Genomic DNA, 17,614 nt, shown 5'->3' with positions numbered 1-17,614 from the left:
GCACCGCGGCACAGGAAGGTGGCGGTCACCGGAAGCCCGGTGGCCGCCACCTTCCCGCGTTCGGGAGCCGTGTCCCTGGGCGGCGGCTCAGCCCGCCGCCGGGACCTGTGCCTTGAGCAGGGCGGGCAGGCGCGTGGTGCGCGCCTTCTGCGGGACCTCGGCCACCGCCCGCTGCAGGGCCTGCTCCACCCCGTGGACCACGGACAGATGGCGCTCGGCCCGGCCGAAGGCCGTGTAGACCCAGGGCCTGGTCAGGGCCGCCGCGGCGTCACCAGGGAGCACCACGACCACGGCGGGCCAGCGCAGACCGACCGCCTGGTGCGCGGTGAGCGCCCAGCCGTGCCGCACGGACTGCTCCACCCGCTCCTTCGGTACGACGACGGGCAGACCCGAGCACTCCAGGTGCAGCCCGTCGGCATCGGCCTTCACCACGTGTCCCACCGCCGTACGACCCGGAGCGGGGGAGTGGGCGACGCGGTCCCCGGGGTCGAAGCCCCCGAAGCGGCCGGGGCCCGGGTTCAGCCGCTCCTTGAGCGCGCTGTTGAGTGCGCGGGTGCCGACGGCACCGCCGTGCCCCGGAGTGATCACCTGCGTCTGCTCGGCCGGGATGCCGATGGCGCGCGGCACCGAGTCCGCGACCAGCTGCACGGTCCGGTGCACCGCCTCGCCGGCGTCCCGCACGGGGACGATCACGACTTCCTTGCCGGGCGCCTCGACCTGGTTCAGCTCGCCGATGCCGACCCCGGAGACCAGCTCCCCGACGGGGCCGGGGTCCGGCGTCCGCGAGGCCACCTGCGGGCACACCCGGGCGGCGAGCAGATCGGCGAACACCCGCCCGGGACCCGCCGACCACAGCACTCCCGGGTCGCCGCTCAGCACCAGCCGTGCGCCGTCCGGCAGCGATTCGGCGAGCATGGCCGCTGTCTCGACGTCCAGCTGCGGCGCGTCCAGGACGACCAGGAGGTCCAGGTCGAATGCGCCGTCCGCGTCCCGGCCCGGGCCTTCGGCGCCCGAGAGGAGTCCCGCGACGGTGGTGACCCCGGTGACCGGCCCGTCCCCGGCGTGGCCCGAGGGGCCGTCCGGCAGGTCGTACCCCGCCATCCGGGCCGTGCAGTCGTCACGGCCGCTCGGCGTGTGGGTGGCCGCCCAGCCGCGCAGGCCGAGACCGCGCGCGGCGTGCAGCAGCGCCGCCACCTCGGCCTGGGACGCGTGCCCACCGGTATGCAGGACCAGGCCGTGGCCCGCGACTGCCCGGATCAGCTCCGCGGCGGAGCGGGTGGCCGAGGCGGCGGCCTGCTCCCAGCTGTCGGCGGAGCCGTCCGTCTTCGGTACGGAGTTCATGACCCGGGCCAGTCCGTCGGCGAGGCTCTCCTCGGCCAGCGCGTACCGCTCCAGGCCGATGAGGACGCGGACCGGCCGCTCCTCGGACTCCTCGGCGCCCTCCTCCTGGGCCGGGGGCGCGGTGTCGAGGGCGTCCTGGAAGACCAGCGCGTCGCCCTCCGCGAGGGCGCTCTGCACGGCCGCGTCCGGATCCGGCACCGCGCGCTGGGCGAGCGCGGCGGTGAGCGCCGGGGCGTCGAGAGCGGTGTGCCCGGCGAGGGCGGCCTGCTCGAGGAGCCATACGGTGACCGCCCGCCCGCGCCGCTCGTCGTCCGGGCGGCACTCCGAGCCGAGCAGCGCGCGGGCGAACCCGTCGGCCTGCTCGGGCCGCACCCCGGCGACCCGCAGCAACTGCCAGGGGTCCTCGCGCAGCTGGTCGTCCGCGCCCTCGCCGAGTGCTGCGAGGGCCCCCGGCGCGAGGGTGTCGGGTGCGCCGCCTTCGCCCAGTACGGCGCGGACGGCGGCGGCGGCTTCCGGTGCGAGGGTCGCCGAGGTCTCGGCCGGGGCGGCCACCGGCTGCGGGCGCTGCACGGGCTCCGGGGCGACCGCCCTGCGCGGCGTCGGCTCGGGCTCACGGAAGGCGGTGGCCACGGGCTTCTCGCCGCTCTCCACGGCCCGCACCGCCGCGAGCAGATCGGCGGCCGTACCGCTGAGCTTGGTCCCGGCCGCGATCGGCCCCTGCTTCTCTGCCTTCCGCCGCTCGATCCGCTCCCGCTCCAGCCGCTGCGCCGCCAACTCGGCCTCTGCCTCGGACAGCTTCTTGGCGTCCGCCGCGCCTTCGGTTTCCGCGCCGCCCTCGACGGCGTCCGCGGCCGTGTCCGTGTCCGCGTCTGTCTGCGCGTCTTTATCCGTGTCCACGTCCTGCGGGCCGGCGGTCGCTCCCGCGCCCGGCGTCCCCGGCTCCACTTCCTCCGTGGTCTCGGGCTCCGTGCTCACAGCGTGCTCCAGTCGTGATCGGGATAGTGGTGCACCGGTGCCGACACATCGTCGAGCGCCCGGCAGATCTCGTCAGGAAGACTAAGGGTCTCCACTGACAACGCGGCCGTGAGCTGCTGCGCGTTGCGCGCGCCGACGATCGGGGCGGCGACACCGGGCCGGTCGCGGACCCAGGCGAGGGCGACCTGCAACGGCGTGACCGCGAGGCCGTCCGCCGCCGTCGTCACCGCGTCCACGATGCCGCTCGCGGTGTCGTCCAGGTACGGCGCGACGAACGGCGCGAGGTGCTCAGAGCCGCCCCGGGAGTCCGACGGTGTGCCGCCCCGGTACTTCCCGGTGAGTACACCCCGCCCGAGCGGGGAGGACGGCAGCAGGCCCACGCCCAGGTCGAGCGCCGCGGGCAGTACCTCCCGCTCCACACCGCGCTGGAGCAGGGAGTACTCCATCTGCGTACTCGCGATCCGCGTCCGTGTCCCGGGCGCCGCCAGCTGCCAGGTCGCCGCCTTGGCGAGCTGCCAGCCGCAGAAGTTGGACACCCCCGCGTACCGCGCGCGACCGCTGCTGACCGCGAGGTCGAGCGCCTGGAGGGTCTCATCCAGCGGGGTGTCCGGGTCGAAGGCGTGGACGTGCCACAGATCCACGTAGTCCGTGCCGAGACGCTGAAGCGAGGCGTCGAGTGCCGACAGGAGATGCCCGCGCGAGCCGTCGAACCGCCGGTCCGGGTCGGGCACACTGCCCGCCTTCGTGGAAATGACCAGGTCGCGACGCGGCACGAGCCCTTCTATGAGTTGTCCGAGCAGGTACTCCGACTCCCCGTCCCCGTACACATCCGCGGTGTCGACGAGGTTCCCGCCCGCTTCCCAGAACACCTTCAACAGCTCCGCGGCGTCGTGCTCGTCGGTATCCCGCCCCCATGTGAGGGTGCCGAGTCCGATCCGGGACACACGCAGGCCGGTACGGCCGAGATGCCTCTGCTCCATGGACGCCGAGATTACTGGCCAAAACTGGCCTCGTGGGGGCCCTGTGGACAACCTGGATGATCAGACCTGAACCCGTTCCCGCCGCCGCGCCCACCAGCGCGCTAGGGTCTGCGGCACAAGGGACGTTACTGATCGGTAAGGGGATCGGCCATGCAGCTCGGGATCAACCTCGGCTACTGGGGCGGCGGAATGGACGCGGACAATCTCGCCGTCGCCCAGGAGGCCGACCGACTGGGATACGCGGTGTGCTGGGCCGCCGAGGCCTACGGCTCGGACGCGGCCACCGTGCTCACCTGGGTCGCGGCCAAGACCGAGCGCATCGACGTCGGCTCGGCGATCTTCCAGATCCCGGCCCGTCAGCCCGCGATGACCGCGATGACCGCCGCGACGCTCGACTCGCTCTCCGGCGGGCGCTTCCGCCTCGGCCTCGGCGTTTCCGGGCCGCAGGTCTCCGAGGGCTGGTACGGCGTCAAGTTCGACAAGCCGCTGGCCCGCACCCGCGAGTACGTCGAGATCGTCCGCAAGGCGATGACCCGCGAGCGGCTGTCGTACGAGGGCGAGCACTGGACGCTGCCGCTGCCGGACGGTCCGGGCAAGCCGATCAAGCTGACGGTGCACCCGCAGCGCGAGCACATCCCGCTGTACATCGCCGCGATCGGCCCGAAGAACCTGGAGCAGACCGGCGAGATCGCCGACGGCGCCCTGCTGATCTTCCCCTCGGCCGAGCACCTCGAGGACACCGCGCTGCGCCATCTGCGCGCGGGTCGCGAGAAGGCCGGCAAGACCATGGAGGGCTTCGACGTCTGTCCGACGCTGCCGCTCGCCGTCGGCGCCGACAAGGACGTGACGGCGCTCGCCGACATGTTCCGCCCCTACACCGCGCTGTACGTCGGCGGCATGGGCAGCCGCAAGCAGAACTTCTACAACCAGCTCGCGCAGCGCATGGGGTATGAGAAGGAGGCCGCCGAGATCCAGGACAAGTACCTGTCCGGCGACAAGGAGGGTGCGGCCGCCGCCGTTCCGCACGCGCTGATCGACCAGACCACCCTGCTCGGCTCCGTGGACCGCATCGCCGAGCGGATGAAGGCCTACGCGGCGGCGGGCGTCACCACGCTCACGCTGTCGCCGGCCGGCTTCACGCTGGAGGACCGGATCGCCTCGCTCCGCGCCGGTTCGGACGCGCTGGAGCGGGCCGGTCTGGCGTAACGCGTCGCAACCCGTTCCCCGGAGGGACGGAAGAAGTTCTGCGGCCGTGGTGGGGGCTCGGGGGGTCTTCCCCGCCACGGCCGTCACGGGGAACAACGCGCGGGCGTGCCCTGGGTTACGCGCTCGGGCCCGCCCCGTCATCCTTCGTTCGGCGCATTTGTCCGACACATCGGTTGCCGGGCCCCCGGCATCCCATTTGACTCGTTTTCTGCGGACCCTGCAGAAAGGGTGTCATCGATGCTTTCGGCCAAGAGTCTGTTCCAGGAGATCCTCGACAACGACGAGTCGTTCCGGCTCTTCTGCTCCATCGCCGCCAGCGGGGAGTCGCAGGGTGGCTGGGAGAACGCGCGCATCGCCGCCCTCGTTCCGCCGAGCGCCCGCGAACTCGCCCCGAAGATCACCCGGCACGGCGCCGACGAGGACAAGCACGGGCGGATCTTCCACGCCCTGATGAACAGGCGTGGCCTCACACCGGTCGAGGTCCCGGCCGACACCGACTACACGATGCTCCTGGAACGGCACGGGATCGGCCTCGCCCACGACAAGCTGAAGAGCCGGCAGCCACTCACCGTAGGGGACATCGTCACCTACCTCGCCCACAGCAGGGTCACCGAGCAGCGTGCCTCCGAGCAGATGGAGTTGCTGCTCAGGTATTTCGCCGACCATCCCGACATCGGTCGCGCGGTCCGGATGATCTCCGAGGACGAGGACCGGCACCTCGCCTACTGCCACGAGGAGCTGCTCCGCTTCGCGTCCGCCGGACACGGCCGCGCCATCCGACGGACGCTGCGCGCGTGCGCGCTCGCCGAGATCCGCGTCTACCGGGACGTCAGTCTCGCCGTGATGGCCCACATGGGAGGCATTCTCGGCTGGTCGAGGGCCAGGGCGGCGACGCTCGCCGCGGCCATCCACACCCTCTACGCCTACGAGCGCGCCGCGGGCTGGCGTCGCATGGTCTCCCTGAAGATGCCGGAACACCGCGACGCCCTGGGCGGCCCCGCACCCCCCGCACCGGAGGTGGCGTGACCCGCGGTCACCTCCGTACGTCGCCCGCCCGGTCGCACGCGGTTCACAGCCAGCCTCGCCGCTTGAAGAGGTGGTACAGCAGGAATTCCAGCGCCACCATCGTCAGGATCACCACCGGGTACGACCAGAGCCAGTGCAACTCGGGCATGTGGTCGAAGTTCATGCCGTAGATGCCGGCGATCATCGTGGGGACCGCGGCCATGGCCGCCCACGCCGAGATCTTCCGCATGTCGTCGTTCTGGCGCACGCTCATCTGCGCGAGATGGGCCGCGAGGACGTCCGAGACCAGCCGGTCCAGGCCCTCCACCGACTCGTTCACACGGGCCAGATGGTCGTTGACGTCGCGGAAGAAGGGCTGCGCCTTCTTGTTCACGAACGGCACCGGGGTGCCGGCGGTGCCCGAGCCCGAGAGGCGGGTCAGCGGAACGGTCAGTGGGACCGTGGCCCGCCGGAACTCCAGGATCTGCCGCTTGAACGTGTAGATCCTGGACGCGGTGTTCCGTGAACCGCCGCCGTTCGGCGAGAAGACCTCCGACTCCAGCTCCTCCAGGTCCGTCTGGAGCTCGGTCGCCACTTCCAGGTAGTGGTCGACCGTGGCGTCCGCGATCGAGTAGAGCACCGCCGTCGGCCCCTGCCGCAGCATCTCGGGGTCCTCCTCCAGCCTGCGGCGCACCTGCGCGAGGGGCGAGCACTCGCCGTGCCGGACGGTCACCACGAAGGCGTCCCCGATGAACACCATCACCTCACCGGTGGTGACGACATCGCTCTCCGCCTCGTACGCGACCGGCTTCAGGACCACGAACAGTGAATCGGCGTACATCTCCAGCTTGGGCCGCTGATGCGCCTTGAGGGCGTCCTCGACCGCCAGCGGGTGCAGCCCGAACTCCTCGGTGACGAGGTCGAACTCCTGCTCCGTCGGCTCGTACAGCCCGATCCAGATGAACGCGTCGCCCTCGGCGCGTGCCAGATCCAGGGCGTCGGAGAGGTCCTCGGGGCCCTCCGTCCGGCGCCCGTGATGGTAAATGGCGCAGTCGACGATCACGGAGCGTATTCTCCCGTCGTCCGGCCGCCACCGCACTCCGGCCGCCGTTGTCCACAGGCCCCTCCGGGTCCCTGAGCCACCCGTTTACGCTGGGCCGCATGCCCACCTTGATTCTCGTACGGCACGGACGTTCGACCGCCAACACCGCTGGGCTGCTCGCCGGCTGGACGCCCGGCGTCGCCCTCGACGAGCGCGGCGCCCAGCAGGCCGCGGCGCTGCCCGGGCGGCTCGCCACGCTGCCGATCTCCGAAGTCGTCACCAGCCCCCTGCAGCGCTGCCAGGAGACCGTGCAGCCGCTGCTCGACGCCCGCCCCGGGCTGCGTGCGCACACCGACGAGCGGATAGGGGAGGCTCACTACGGCGACTGGTCCGGCCGCAAGCTCGCCGAGCTGAAGGACGAGCCGCTGATGGAGGTCGTACAGGCGCATCCGTCCGCGGCCGCGTTCCCCGGCGGAGAATCGATGCGGGCCATGCAGACGCGGGCGGCCGAAGCGGTGCGCGAGTGGAACGCGCGCGTGGAGCGCGACCACGGCGGCGAGGCCGTCTACGTCATGTGCTCGCACGGCGACATCATCAAATCCCTTGTCGCGGACGCACTCGGACTTCATCTCGACCTCTTCCAGCGGATCTCTGTAGAACCGTGTTCCATCACCGCGATCCGTTACACACGACTGCGTCCCTTCCTCGTGCGCCTCGGGGACACCGGCGACCTCGCCTCCCTGGCGCCGCGCGAGGAGCCCCCCAGCGGGGACGCCACGGTCGGTGGCGGTGCGGGCGCACCGTGATCGTCGGCCGCAGTAGGGTGAAGCGGTCGAAGCAGCGCAGTAGTTGTCAGCAAGTTGTCAGCAGCCGATGAGGGCCGAGGCAGTCAGCCGGTCCACATGCCGATTCCAATGGAGACAGGACGTGTCCCGTCAGGTGTTCCTCTACGACCCCCCGGACCGTTTCGTGGCCGGTACGGTCGGGTTGCCCGGGCGCCGTACCTTCTTCCTGCAGGCCTCCTCAGGCCCCAGGGTGACCAGCGTCGCCCTGGAGAAGACCCAGGTCGCCGCGCTCGCCGAACGTATGGACGAGCTCCTCGACGAGGTCGTACGGCGCACCGGCGGCAGCGCACCCGTCCCGGCCATGGCCCCCGCCGAGGTGTCCGACACCGCCCCTCTCGACACCCCGGTGGAGGAGGAGTTCCGGGTCGGCACGATGGCGCTGGCCTGGGACGGTGACGAACAGCGCATGATCGTCGAGGCGCAGGCGCTCGTGGAGCTCGACGCCGACACCGACGAGGACCTCGCCGAGGCCGAGGAAAGGTTGCTCCAGGACGAGGAGAACGGCCCGCCGATGCTCCGCGTCCGGCTCACCGGCGCGCAGGCCAGGGCCTTCGCCAAGCGCGCCCTCGATGTCGTCAACGCGGGCCGGCCGCCCTGCCCGCTGTGCAGCCTCCCGCTCGACCCGGAAGGACACGTATGTCCGCGCCAGAACGGATACCGCCGCGGAGCGTGACCACGGCCGAGCTGCTCGCCCTGGGCGAGCTGAAGGTGCGCGGACGGATCCGTGAGGCCTCGAACGCGGTGCTGTACTGCTCCGTTTCGTACGAGGGCAGGGACGCGTTCTGCGTCTACAAACCGATCGCGGGGGAGCGGCCCCTGTGGGACTTTCCCGACGGGAACCTCGCCCAGCGTGAGGTGGCCGCGTACGAGGTCTCCGAGGCCACGGGCTGGGGGCTGGTCCCCACCACCGTGCTGCGCGACGGGCCCTACGGCGAGGGCATGTGCCAGCTGTGGATCGAGGCCCTGCCGGAGGCCGACGGGGACGGACTGCTGGCCCTGGTGGAGGCCGAGGAGCCCGCGGCGGGCTGGAAGGCGATCGGCTTCGCCGAGGTCGGTGAGGGAGAGACGGCGCTGCTCGTGCACGCCGACGACGTGCGGCTGCGGCGGCTCGCCGTGCTCGACGCCGTGATCAACAACGCCGACCGCAAGGGAGGGCATCTGCTGCCCGCCGGCGAGGGGCGGTTGTACGGCATCGACCACGGGGTCACCTTCAACGCCGAGAACAAGCTGCGCACGCTGCTGTGGGGCTGGGCGGGGGAGTCGCTGACGCCGGAGGCGGTCGGGGTCCTCACCTCCCTGCGGGACGGCCTGGCGCCGGGCGCGTCGCTCGCCACCCGGTTGGCCGAACTCATCACCACCACCGAAATCGACGCCACACGCGCGCGGGTCGAGGCGATGCTCGCCTCGGGAAAACACCCGGAGCCGAGCGGGGAGTGGCCGGCGATCCCCTGGCCACCGGTGTGAACCCCCCGACCATCCGGGGGCCGGGCTCGCCCACCTCACAGTGAGTACGCCCACGGGGTCTCACGAAATCCGACTCCCCCGGGACGGATTCCGCCGCCCCAGCAGCAGACGGGCCCATCCTGGGACGACCCGCACCCGGACGGGGCCACTCCCGGATGGGCTCGCTCCCGTGGGGGGCTACTCCCGGGTGGGCCCACTCCCGGGCGTGACCAGATCCGTGCGGCGCTACAACCGGACGGGGGCACGCCCGGGCGCGCAGCCGCCCGTGGCGGTGCCTTGTCCGGTGTTTGGTGGTGGGCGTCCGTTGTCGCGCCCTCGGTCGGCTCTGGCTGACGGGTGGCGTCCGGTCCGTGGCGCGTGACATGTGACACTCACCGCCTCGCGCGCAGCCGGTCCTGGCGGTGTACAGGCCCGTGGGGCGGGGCGCGGGCCCGGCGGCTCGCGCTCGCGCGCACGGCGCATGTGAGGGGGGCGGACAGCCGTTCTCGCGATGCGCGCCGTGGGTTGTGCCGTCGTACGGCGGCCTCACCCCCGTAGGACCGGTTGACGCACACCGTCGGGCGTTGCGCAAGAGGGCCTTCCGCGTCATCAGGGCTGGTCCGGTTCGTATACGGAAGTTCCGTCCGGTTAGGCTCATGACATGCATGCCTGGCCCGCTTCTGAGGTCCCCGCCCTGCCTGGTGAGGGCCGCGACCTCCAGATCCACGACACCGCGACCGGCGGCCTCGTCACACTCGACCCCGGTCCCGTCGCCCGTATCTACGTCTGCGGCATCACGCCGTACGACGCGACCCACATGGGTCACGCGGCGACCTACAACGCGTTCGACCTCGTTCAGCGCGTGTGGCTCGACACCAAGCGGCAGGTTCACTACGTCCAGAACGTGACCGACGTCGACGACCCGCTCCTGGAGCGGGCGGAGCGCGACGGCGTCGACTGGGTAGGACTCGCCGAGAAGGAGACCGCCCTCTTCCGTGAGGACATGACCGCCCTGCGGATGCTGCCGCCGCGGCACTACATAGGCGCCGTCGAGGCGATACCCGGCATCGTGCCGCTCGTCGAGCGGCTGCGGGACGCGGGTGCGGCGTACGAACTCGAAGGGGACGTCTACTTCTCCGTCGAGTCCGACCCCGACTTCGGCAGGGTGTCCAACCTGGACGCCGCCGCCATGCGCCTGCTCTCCGCCGAGCGGGGCGGCGACCCGGACCGTCCGGGCAAGAAGAACCCGCTCGACCCGATGCTCTGGATGGCGGCGCGGGAGGGGGAGCCCAGCTGGGACGGCGGCTCGCTCGGCCGCGGCCGGCCCGGCTGGCACATCGAGTGCGTCGCCATCGCCCTCGACCACCTCGGGATGGGCTTCGACGTCCAGGGCGGCGGCTCCGACCTCGCCTTCCCGCACCACGAGATGGGCGCCTCGCACGCCCAGGTGCTCACCGGCGAGTTCCCGATGGCCAAGGCGTACGTGCACGCCGGCATGGTCGCCCTCGACGGCGAGAAGATGTCGAAGTCGAAGGGCAACCTCGTCTTCGTGTCGAAGCTCCGGCGCGACGGCGTCGACCCGGCCGCCATCCGCCTCGCCCTCCTCGCGCACCACTACCGCGCCGACTGGGAGTGGACGGACACCGTCCTCGCGGACGCGGTCACCCGTCTGGAGAACTGGCGGGCGGCGGTGTCGCGTCCCGACGGGCCGTCCGCCGAGGCGCTGGTCGAGGAGATCCGCGAGGCCCTCGCGAACGACCTGGACGCACCGGCCGCGCTCGCCGCGGTCGACCGCTGGGCGGCGCTCCAGCACGAGACGGGCGGTACGGACGAGGGCGCCCCCGGCGTCGTCTCGCGTGCCGTGGACGCCCTCTTGGGCGTGGCCCTGTAGTCCTCCCGTACGTGTGGGGCGCCGGGCGGTCGTACCGCCCGGCGCCCCTTCTCTCTCGGCTCCCTCTCAGTGCGTCACTTGTTGACGATGACGGCCTGTACGGCGCTGCTGTTGGCGTCGTAGACGCCGATGACCTGCTGCCCGTAGGCGAAGGCCTGCTGGACCTCGTCGTGGGTGACCTGGTTGGGGTTCACCAGCGGGCGCCAGGCGTTGTCGATGAACAGGTAGAGGATCGACGGCTGGCCCGGGAGCGGGGTGACCACGTCCCAGAAGTGCTGGGCGATCCCGCTCGTCAGGACCTGCGCCTGCTGCTGTTGCTGCTGTCCGCCGAGCTGCTGGAGCAGCTGCTGGAACGGCTGCTGCTGCCCCATCTGCTGGAGCTGCTGCTGGAGGTGCTGCGGAATCTGCGGTTGCGGGATCTGCGGTTGCGGGTTCTGGTGCTGCGGGATCTGGAGTTGCGGGTTGTGCAGCGGGCCGAACGGCTGCTGCATCTGCTGTCCGAACGCCATGGGCTGCTGCTGTCCGAACTGCTGGGGCGGCGCCGTGCTCGGTCCCTGCTGCCCCAGCTGGATGCCTTGCTGGATGCCCTGCTGGTGCCCTTGCTGCTGACTCATCTGCGGGGTGGTGCTCATACGGGTGCCACCTTCCGTGAATCATCGAATCGTTGACTTGCGGCTAAGCCCTCGGACACGTCAGCCCGTGACCACCAGGCCGACGATCTCGTCGTCCGAGAACCAGACACGTACGTCGGGCCGTCCGCCCGCGAAGGCGGAGTGCACCGCCTGACGGATCTCGGGGGAGGGGTTGGCGAGGTTGCGCCAGTCACCGGCCACGAACAGCCGGAGCCTGGGCGGGAGTTCGCGCGGGTACGGCAGCAGCTCGTCCCAGTACCGTTCGGCCTGGCCCGAGCCGACCGCCTCCGGCAGCAGACGGGTGACCGCCGCTTTGATGTCCGGCCGGTTGCCGATCCGCTGGGAGGCGGGCCGGCCCGGCGCGTCCTGCTGCGGGGAGCCGGTGGCCCGCAGCACCGCGCGGGCACGCTCCGGGGACATCGGTTCCTGGACCGCCGCCTTGAGCATGCCCTGCAGCGCGGCCAGGGCGCCGACCACCACCGGGGAGGCGGAGGAGGTTCCGGAGAACGTGTCCGTGTACCAGCCGATCTCCTCGGCACCGCCCTGCAGGTCGCCGGGCCGGTCCCAGAAGCCGCCGGTGGTCGTGACCTCGCGCCCCCAGCCCTGCGCGTCCACCCGCGCCCCGTAGTTGGAGAAGGCGAGGCGGGAGCGGTCCGGGCCGTGGTCGCGGCCGTGCGTGCCGGGCGGCGGTGCGCCCGCGCCGACCACCACCGCGCCCGAGGACGGGTTGGCGGGGTTGAAGGGGTTGCGCCACCACGCGGGGAACTCGGCGGGGCGCCGCTCGTACACCGCGTCGTCGAGCGACTCGGCTCCGTTGCCCGCGGCCGCCACGACGAGCACCCCCTTGGCGGTCGCGTACCGGATGGCCGCGAAGTTGTCCGGCCACCACTCGATCGCGATGTAACCCTGCTGGTCGTCGCGCTCCTCGAAGTCGAACCGCGGCCCTGGGGCATGCAGTTCGACCAGGATGATGTCACCGGGGCCCAGCCGGTCGGCCGCCGCGTGGATCGCGGCCGCCGTGCCCATGCCCTGGAAGGACGCGGCGGCGGTCACCGCGTCCGGCGCGATGCCGGTGATCCCGCGCTCGTCGCGGTCGCCGCCGATCACCCCGATGACGGCGGTGCCGTGGTTGCGCCAGGCGAGGTCCGTCAGCGGGGTGCCGACGACCACGCCGGCGAGCTTCGCGGTCAGGTCCTCATGGCCCAGCTGCCACGCCCCCTCCACGTCGATCACCGTCACGCCCTGGCCCGTACCGCCCGGCCGCTGCCAGGCCCAGTGGGCGTCGATGCCCTCGGGCGCCGGCCGCAGATAGCCCTGGCGGCTGGTGAAGTCCGGGGTGACCGGCGCCCCTTCCTTGGTCCGCCGGCCGTCGTCCGCGCTCGCCGAGCCGTTCGTGCTCCGCCCGACCGACCCCACCGAGGCGGGGACGGCGCCAGGCTTCACGTACGCCGTGTCGATCTCCGGCAGTGCGGCGATCCGTGCACGCAGCTCCTGGGCGCGGCTCTCGACGCCGCGCACCCGGTAGAAGAGCGCGAGGTCGCTTCCGCCCCCGCCGTCCGCCACCTCGGACTGCCGCAGTCGTTCCTCGCCGCCGAACAGCGGCTCCAGGGCGAGCTGTTCGTCACTGAGGAACATGTTGAGGGCCGACACGTCCGAGCCCGCCGCCGAGCGGACGCCCTCGGCCCCGGCGCGCAGCCGGGCCTCGGGGCGTGCGACGACGATCAGCTCCTGCTCGGCTCCCCGGTAGGTGAACCCCGCTCCATCGGGTCCCGGCCCGGCCGTTCCCGGGCCCTGCGTCGGCTGTACATGGTCGGTCATCGCGTACCGCTCCTCTCGGTTCGGTTCTGCGGGTGTTGCCATGTCCCGTCCCCGGGCCGCGTCTTCGGGGCACAACCTGGCACGCCCACGGCGACTCGTCCACCCCGGCGTCGCCAACTCGGTTTGAAAACAAGTTGAATGGGGAAACCTGTGCAATCCGTCCTGAAACAGATGTCACGTAGCAATCCGGCCAAAGGCTGCGGCGTCGTGGGTCATGTGGTGGGGTGGCAGGGACAGTTGATCGCTGGACCGGTCAACTCCCGGTCCCGCCCGGAAGGACGCACCGTGACATCCACGCACCGTTCGTTCCCAGACCGTCTCAGCCGCCGAAGACTGCTCACCGCCGGTGCCGCGGCCGCCGGCGCCGCGCTCGCCGGGTCCTCGGCCGGCCCGGCCTGGGCAGCGGAGAACTCGTTACCCACCGTGATCCATCTGCCGAACGGCATCCGCCCGGAGGGCATCACGATCGGGGGCGGCCCGTACGCCTACCTCGGATCCATCGCCGACGGTTCGGTCTACCGCGCCGATCTGCGCACCGGACAGGGCCGGACCATCGCCCCGGGGCCGGGTACGGCGGCGGCCGGGCTCAAACTCGACGGCCGGGGGCGGCTGTTCATCGCCACGGTCGGTACGGGCGCCCGCGTGGTGGACGTCCGTAGCGGCGCCGAACTCGCGTCGTACGTCCTCGCCACGGAGCCCGAGACCTTCGCCAACGACGTGGTCCTGACCCCCCGCGCGGTCTGGTTCACGGACTCCTACCAGCCCACGCTGTACGCGCTGCCGCTCGGCCCCGGCGGCGCCCTGCCGGTCGCGGCCGACGTCGTACGGCTCCCCCTGAGCGGCGACTGGAGCCAGGTGCCCGGCGCCACGATCAACGCCAACGGGATCACACGGACCCCGGACGGTGCCGCCCTGCTCGTCGTGCAGACCGGGGCCGGCGGCCTGCACCGGGTCGATCCGAGGACCGGAGTCACCCGGCTCGTCGACCTCGGGGACGCGGCGCCCCTCGTCAACGGCGACGGGCTGCTGCTCACCGGCCGGACGCTGTACGTGGTGCAGAACATGCAGAACGCGATCGACGTCTTCCGGCTCTCGCCCGACGGGCGCAGCGGCGTCTTCCAGTGCCGCCTCACCGACCCGGACCTCGACGTGCCGACCACCGTGGCCGCGTACGGGGACCGCCTGTACCTGCCCAACGCCCGGTTCACGACCACGCCGACGCCGGACACCCCGTACGACGTGATCGCCGTCGCGCGCTGACGCGAGGAGACCGCGGGGCGCTGAACGCGGAGGGGCGGTGCGCCAGGTGCGCACCGCCCCTTCCGTCGGCCCGGCTTCCGCCCGGCCCGATCCGTCCGCTCAGTCCTCCGGGGAGTCCTCGTCCTCGGTGCCGGTCTCCGGCCGCGGGGACTTCGGAGGCTTCGGACGACCGCCGGGGTTGTCCCGCAGATACGAGGAGCTGTCGCTGCCGTCGGCCGTGGCGTGTCCGCCGGGGGCCGGACCCGCCGGACCGCCGCCGTCCCGCCGCCGCAGATAGCGCTCGAACTCGCGTGCGATCGCCTCGCCCGACGCCTCCGGCAGCTCCGCGGTGTCCCGTGCCTCCTCCAGCGTCTGCACGTACTCGGCGACCTCGCTGTCCTCGGCGGCCAGCTGGTCCACGCCCAGCTGCCAGGCACGCGCGTCCTCGGGCAGCTCGCCCAGCGGGATCCGCAGGTCGATCAGGTCCTCCAGGCGGTTGAGGAGGGCCAGCGTCGCCTTCGGGTTCGGCGGCTGCGACACATAGTGCGGTACGGCCGCCCACAGTGACACCGCCGGTACGCCCGCGTGCGTGCACGCCTCCTGGAGGATGCCGACGATGCCCGTGGGGCCCTCGTACTTGGTCTCCTCCAGGTCCATCGTGCGGGCCAGGTCCGGGTCGGAGGTGACCCCGCTCACCGGCACCGGACGTGTGTGCGGGGTGTCACCGAGCAGTGCGCCCAGGATCACCACCAGCTCCACACCCAGCTCGTGCGCGAAGCCGAGCAGCTCGTTGCAGAACGAGCGCCACCGCATCGACGGCTCGATCCCCCGGACCAGCACCAGGTCGCGCGGCTTGTCACCGCCGACCCGGACCACCGACAGGCGCGTGGTCGGCCAGGTGATCTTGCGGACCCCGCCGTCCAGCCACACCGTGGGGCGGTTCACCTGGAAGTCGTAGTAGTCCTCGGCGTCCAGCGCCGCGAACACCTCGCCCTTCCACTCCTTGTCGAGATGCGCGACCGCGGTGGAGGCGGCGTCGCCGGCGTCGTTCCAGCCCTCGAACGCGGCCACCATGACCGGGTCGATCAGCTCGGGAACCCCCTCGAGCTCGATCACCCAGCGCCTCCTTCCGACGTGCCCCTTACGTACGCCCCAACCTTACGGCGTGCCGAGGGGGCCTCCGCAGCCCCCTTGCACGGGGGAGTGAACGGATCACTGCCCCACCGAGGGGCCGGAAACACGCGTGATCGCCACCCTGAACCACCCCCCGAGTCATCCGAGCTGTTTCTACAGGGTGCTGCGCAGCCACTGCTCCACGCTCGCGATGTGCACCGTCGCCCACGAGCGGGCCGCCTCCGCGTCGCCGTCCCGCAGGGCGGACAGGATCGCCCGGTGCTCGTGGAGGGTGCGGCTGACCGCGTCCTCCTGGGTGAGACCGCGCCAGATCCGGGCCCGGGTGGTGGGCCCCGAGAGGCCATCCAGCAGCGAGCACAGGACCGAGTTCCCGGAGCTCTGCACGATGCCCCGGTGGAACTCCAGGTCGCAGGCGACGAGTTCCTCCACCGAGGGGGCGCCGCCCAGCGCGTCCAGCTGGGAGGTCAGGACGTGCAGTTGCTGCTCGCTGATCCTCGAGGCGGCCATCGCCGTCGCGGCGGGCTCCAGGATCCGGCGCACAGCGAGGAACTCGAGCACCGTGTCGTCCCGGTGGAAGTCGACGACGAAGCTCAGCGCCTCCAGGAGGAGCTGGGGGTCCAGGCTGGTGACGTACGTGCCGTCGCCCTGCCGTACGTCCAGGATGCGGATCAGCGAGAGCGCGCGCACCGCCTCCCGCAGGGAGTTGCGGGACAGGCCGAGGTCGGCGGCGAGCTCGCTCTCCTTGGGAAGCCGGTCGCCGGGGCGCAGCGTGCCGGAGACGATCATGCCCTTGATCTTCTCGATCGCCTCATCGGTGACTGCCATGGCCGACCTCCCTGTCACTCCGGATGGCGCTGAGTCATCCGATGTCTTGGGCCATTATGTGGGGTCACCAGGCCGAACGGACAGAAACACCGGCGTTTCTCGCGCTCATGTACGGTGTCGCGGACGTCCGGAACATCAGGAGTGCCCGCCATGCCCCAGGAACTGCGCGCCGTCGACTGGACCGGAAGCAGCCTCGCGCTCATCGACCAGACGGTCCTGCCGCATCGCACCGAGACCCGCGAGGTCCGTGACGTGGACGCGCTGGTGGACGCCATCCAGCGGCTCGTCGTGCGCGGCGCGCCGGCGATCGGGGCGGCGGGGGCGTACGGGGTGGCGCTCGCGCTGTTGCAGGGCGAGCGCGAGGGCTGGTCGGCCGAGGAGACGCGGACGGCCGTGGCCCGCGTCCGTGCGGCGCGCCCGACCGCGGTGAACCTCATGGTGTGCGTCGACCGGGTGATGGCCCGCTTCGACGAGGGGCTGGACGCCGTGCTCGCGGAGGCCGCGGCCGTCCAGCGCGAGGACGTCGAGGCGAACCGGGCGATGGGGGCGTACGGCGCGGACTGGCTGCTCAAGAAGGTCGGGGTGGACCGGCCGCTGCGGGTGCTCACGCACTGCAACACCGGTGCGCTCGCCACCGCCGGCTGGGGCACGGCGCTCGGCGTCATCCGTGAACTGCACGCGCGCGACCTGGTCGAGGTCGTGTACGCCGACGAGACGCGTCCCCTCCTCCAGGGCTCCCGCCTCACCGCCTGGGAACTCGTCCAGGAGGGCATACCGCACTACGTCCAGGCGGACGGTGCCGCCGCGGGAACGATTCTGAGGGGCGAGGTCGACGCGGCGATCGTCGGCGCGGACCGCATCGCCGCCAACGGCGACACGGCCAACAAGGTGGGCACGGTCGGGGTCGCCCTGGCCTGCGCGGACGCCGGAATCCCGTTCCTGGTGGCCGCCCCCACCACGACGGTCGACCTGACCACGGCCAGGGGCGCCGACATCCACATCGAACTCCGCGGCGAGGACGAGGTACTGGAGTGGTCGGGCGTACGAGCGGCGCCGACGGAGTCCCGAGGCCACAACCCGGCCTTCGACGTCACCCCGGGCCGCCTGGTGACGGGCCTGGTGACCGAACGCGGGGTGCTGGAGATATCGGCGGGCGAACTCCCGGCCCACCATCTGCGCTAGCCGCCTGGGGCGGACTCACACGGTGCTTTCCTCCCGGGTGAGTCCACCCGCCGCGG

15 protein-coding genes are annotated in these 17,614 nt (G+C 72.0%); 8 read left to right on the top strand and 7 right to left on the bottom strand.

All coding sequences use genetic code 11. From position 1 onward, the window contains the following. Positions 1-87 precede the first annotated feature (87 nt). Entirely contained in the window at positions 88-2,316 is a 2,229-nt protein-coding gene (locus tag ACZ7M2_RS37625) for a helix-hairpin-helix domain-containing protein (RefSeq protein WP_471599095.1), read from the bottom strand. Continuing rightward, a complete protein-coding gene (locus ACZ7M2_RS37620) occupies positions 2,313-3,296 on the bottom strand; it encodes an aldo/keto reductase (protein ID WP_095855547.1) in 984 nt (327 codons plus the stop codon). The genes ACZ7M2_RS37625 and ACZ7M2_RS37620 overlap by 4 nt, the downstream gene beginning before the upstream one ends. 150 nt (positions 3,297-3,446) lie before the next feature. Here ACZ7M2_RS37620 and ACZ7M2_RS37615 point away from each other — a divergent pair, with 150 nt between their 5' ends. Both ACZ7M2_RS37615 and ACZ7M2_RS37610 read left to right on the top strand, forming a co-directional pair. After that, positions 3,447-4,502 carry an LLM class F420-dependent oxidoreductase gene (locus tag ACZ7M2_RS37615; protein WP_099923531.1) on the top strand — a complete coding sequence of 352 codons (1,056 nt, stop codon included), beginning with the start codon at positions 3,447-3,449 and terminating at the stop codon, positions 4,500-4,502. 237 nt (positions 4,503-4,739) lie between these two features. Beyond that, on the top strand, positions 4,740-5,528 hold the full coding sequence (locus tag ACZ7M2_RS37610) for a ferritin-like domain-containing protein (protein WP_471599094.1): 789 nt from the start codon (positions 4,740-4,742) through the stop codon (positions 5,526-5,528). A gap of 43 nt (positions 5,529-5,571) precedes the next feature. Here the strand turns inward: ACZ7M2_RS37610 and corA are convergent, their stop codons facing one another. Further along, a complete protein-coding gene (gene corA, locus ACZ7M2_RS37605; protein ID WP_471599093.1) occupies positions 5,572-6,570 on the bottom strand; it encodes a magnesium/cobalt transporter CorA in 999 nt (332 codons plus the stop codon). Positions 6,571-6,668: 98 nt separating this feature from the next. Here corA and ACZ7M2_RS37600 point away from each other — a divergent pair, with 98 nt between their 5' ends. The 4 genes from ACZ7M2_RS37600 to mshC all read left to right on the top strand — a co-directional run bounded on the left by ACZ7M2_RS37600 (position 6,669) and on the right by mshC (position 10,728). Then, positions 6,669-7,355 (top strand): histidine phosphatase family protein, encoded by a 687-nt coding sequence (locus tag ACZ7M2_RS37600; protein WP_471599092.1) that lies wholly within the window; start codon positions 6,669-6,671, stop codon positions 7,353-7,355. Positions 7,356-7,476: 121 nt separating this feature from the next. Next, on the top strand, positions 7,477-8,067 hold the full coding sequence (locus ACZ7M2_RS37595) for a DUF3090 domain-containing protein (protein ID WP_054231134.1): 591 nt from the start codon (positions 7,477-7,479) through the stop codon (positions 8,065-8,067). Next, positions 8,031-8,858: an SCO1664 family protein gene (locus ACZ7M2_RS37590; RefSeq protein ID WP_471599091.1), complete on the top strand. Its 828-nt coding sequence runs from the start codon at positions 8,031-8,033 to the stop codon at positions 8,856-8,858. The genes ACZ7M2_RS37595 and ACZ7M2_RS37590 overlap by 37 nt, the downstream gene beginning before the upstream one ends. Positions 8,859-9,498: 640 nt before the next feature. Beyond that, positions 9,499-10,728, top strand: a complete 1,230-nt coding sequence (gene mshC / locus ACZ7M2_RS37585) for a cysteine--1-D-myo-inosityl 2-amino-2-deoxy-alpha-D-glucopyranoside ligase (RefSeq protein WP_471599090.1) — start codon at positions 9,499-9,501, stop codon at positions 10,726-10,728. A 74-nt stretch (positions 10,729-10,802) separates the two neighbouring features. Here the strand turns inward: mshC and ACZ7M2_RS37580 are convergent, their stop codons facing one another. Further along, positions 10,803-11,360, bottom strand: coding sequence for a hypothetical protein (locus ACZ7M2_RS37580; RefSeq protein ID WP_471599089.1), 558 nt, complete (start codon positions 11,358-11,360; stop codon positions 10,803-10,805). 60 nt (positions 11,361-11,420) lie between these two features. Further along, entirely contained in the window at positions 11,421-13,178 is a 1,758-nt protein-coding gene (locus tag ACZ7M2_RS37575) for a S8 family peptidase (RefSeq protein WP_471599088.1), read from the bottom strand. Positions 13,179-13,463: 285 nt separating this feature from the next. On the opposite strand from ACZ7M2_RS37575, the gene ACZ7M2_RS37570 reads away from it, so the two are divergent. After that, complete coding sequence (locus tag ACZ7M2_RS37570; RefSeq protein WP_471599087.1) at positions 13,464-14,438, top strand: SMP-30/gluconolactonase/LRE family protein; 975 nt, start codon at positions 13,464-13,466, stop codon at positions 14,436-14,438. Between the two features lie 99 nt (positions 14,439-14,537). Here the strand turns inward: ACZ7M2_RS37570 and ACZ7M2_RS37565 are convergent, their stop codons facing one another. Together ACZ7M2_RS37565 and ACZ7M2_RS37560 are read right to left on the bottom strand one after the other, a co-directional pair. Beyond that, a complete protein-coding gene (locus ACZ7M2_RS37565; protein WP_352052366.1) occupies positions 14,538-15,533 on the bottom strand; it encodes a PAC2 family protein in 996 nt (331 codons plus the stop codon). 171 nt (positions 15,534-15,704) lie between these two features. Continuing rightward, on the bottom strand, positions 15,705-16,376 hold the full coding sequence (locus ACZ7M2_RS37560) for a FadR/GntR family transcriptional regulator (RefSeq protein WP_470051443.1): 672 nt from the start codon (positions 16,374-16,376) through the stop codon (positions 15,705-15,707). Between the two features lie 150 nt (positions 16,377-16,526). Here ACZ7M2_RS37560 and mtnA point away from each other — a divergent pair, with 150 nt between their 5' ends. Continuing rightward, entirely contained in the window at positions 16,527-17,558 is a 1,032-nt protein-coding gene (gene mtnA / locus ACZ7M2_RS37555) for an S-methyl-5-thioribose-1-phosphate isomerase (protein WP_471599086.1), read from the top strand. Positions 17,559-17,614: the final 56 nt, after the last annotated feature.

It is taken from the genome of Streptomyces sp. NPDC111507, assembly GCF_055638955.1.
Note: the sequence above shows the minus strand (reverse complement) of the source record. Positions and strands in the feature narration are given on the sequence as shown.

Bases quoted from the DNA above. Each gene is read 5' to 3' on its own strand.
- ACZ7M2_RS37560 (WP_470051443.1), bottom strand. From the start codon at position 16,376: ATGGCAGTCACCGATGAGGCGATCGAGAAGATCAAGGGCATGATCGTC.
- ACZ7M2_RS37580 (WP_471599089.1), bottom strand. From the start codon at position 11,360: ATGAGCACCACCCCGCAGATGAGTCAGCAGCAAGGGCACCAGCAGGGC.
- mshC (WP_471599090.1), top strand. From the start codon at position 9,499: ATGCATGCCTGGCCCGCTTCTGAGGTCCCCGCCCTGCCTGGTGAGGGC.
- ACZ7M2_RS37600 (WP_471599092.1), top strand. From the start codon at position 6,669: ATGCCCACCTTGATTCTCGTACGGCACGGACGTTCGACCGCCAACACC.
- ACZ7M2_RS37590 (WP_471599091.1), top strand. From the start codon at position 8,031: ATGTCCGCGCCAGAACGGATACCGCCGCGGAGCGTGACCACGGCCGAG.
- ACZ7M2_RS37620 (WP_095855547.1), bottom strand. From the start codon at position 3,296: ATGGAGCAGAGGCATCTCGGCCGTACCGGCCTGCGTGTGTCCCGGATC.
- ACZ7M2_RS37610 (WP_471599094.1), top strand. From the start codon at position 4,740: ATGCTTTCGGCCAAGAGTCTGTTCCAGGAGATCCTCGACAACGACGAG.
- mtnA (WP_471599086.1), top strand. From the start codon at position 16,527: ATGCCCCAGGAACTGCGCGCCGTCGACTGGACCGGAAGCAGCCTCGCG.
- ACZ7M2_RS37615 (WP_099923531.1), top strand. From the start codon at position 3,447: ATGCAGCTCGGGATCAACCTCGGCTACTGGGGCGGCGGAATGGACGCG.
- ACZ7M2_RS37575 (WP_471599088.1), bottom strand. From the start codon at position 13,178: ATGACCGACCATGTACAGCCGACGCAGGGCCCGGGAACGGCCGGGCCG.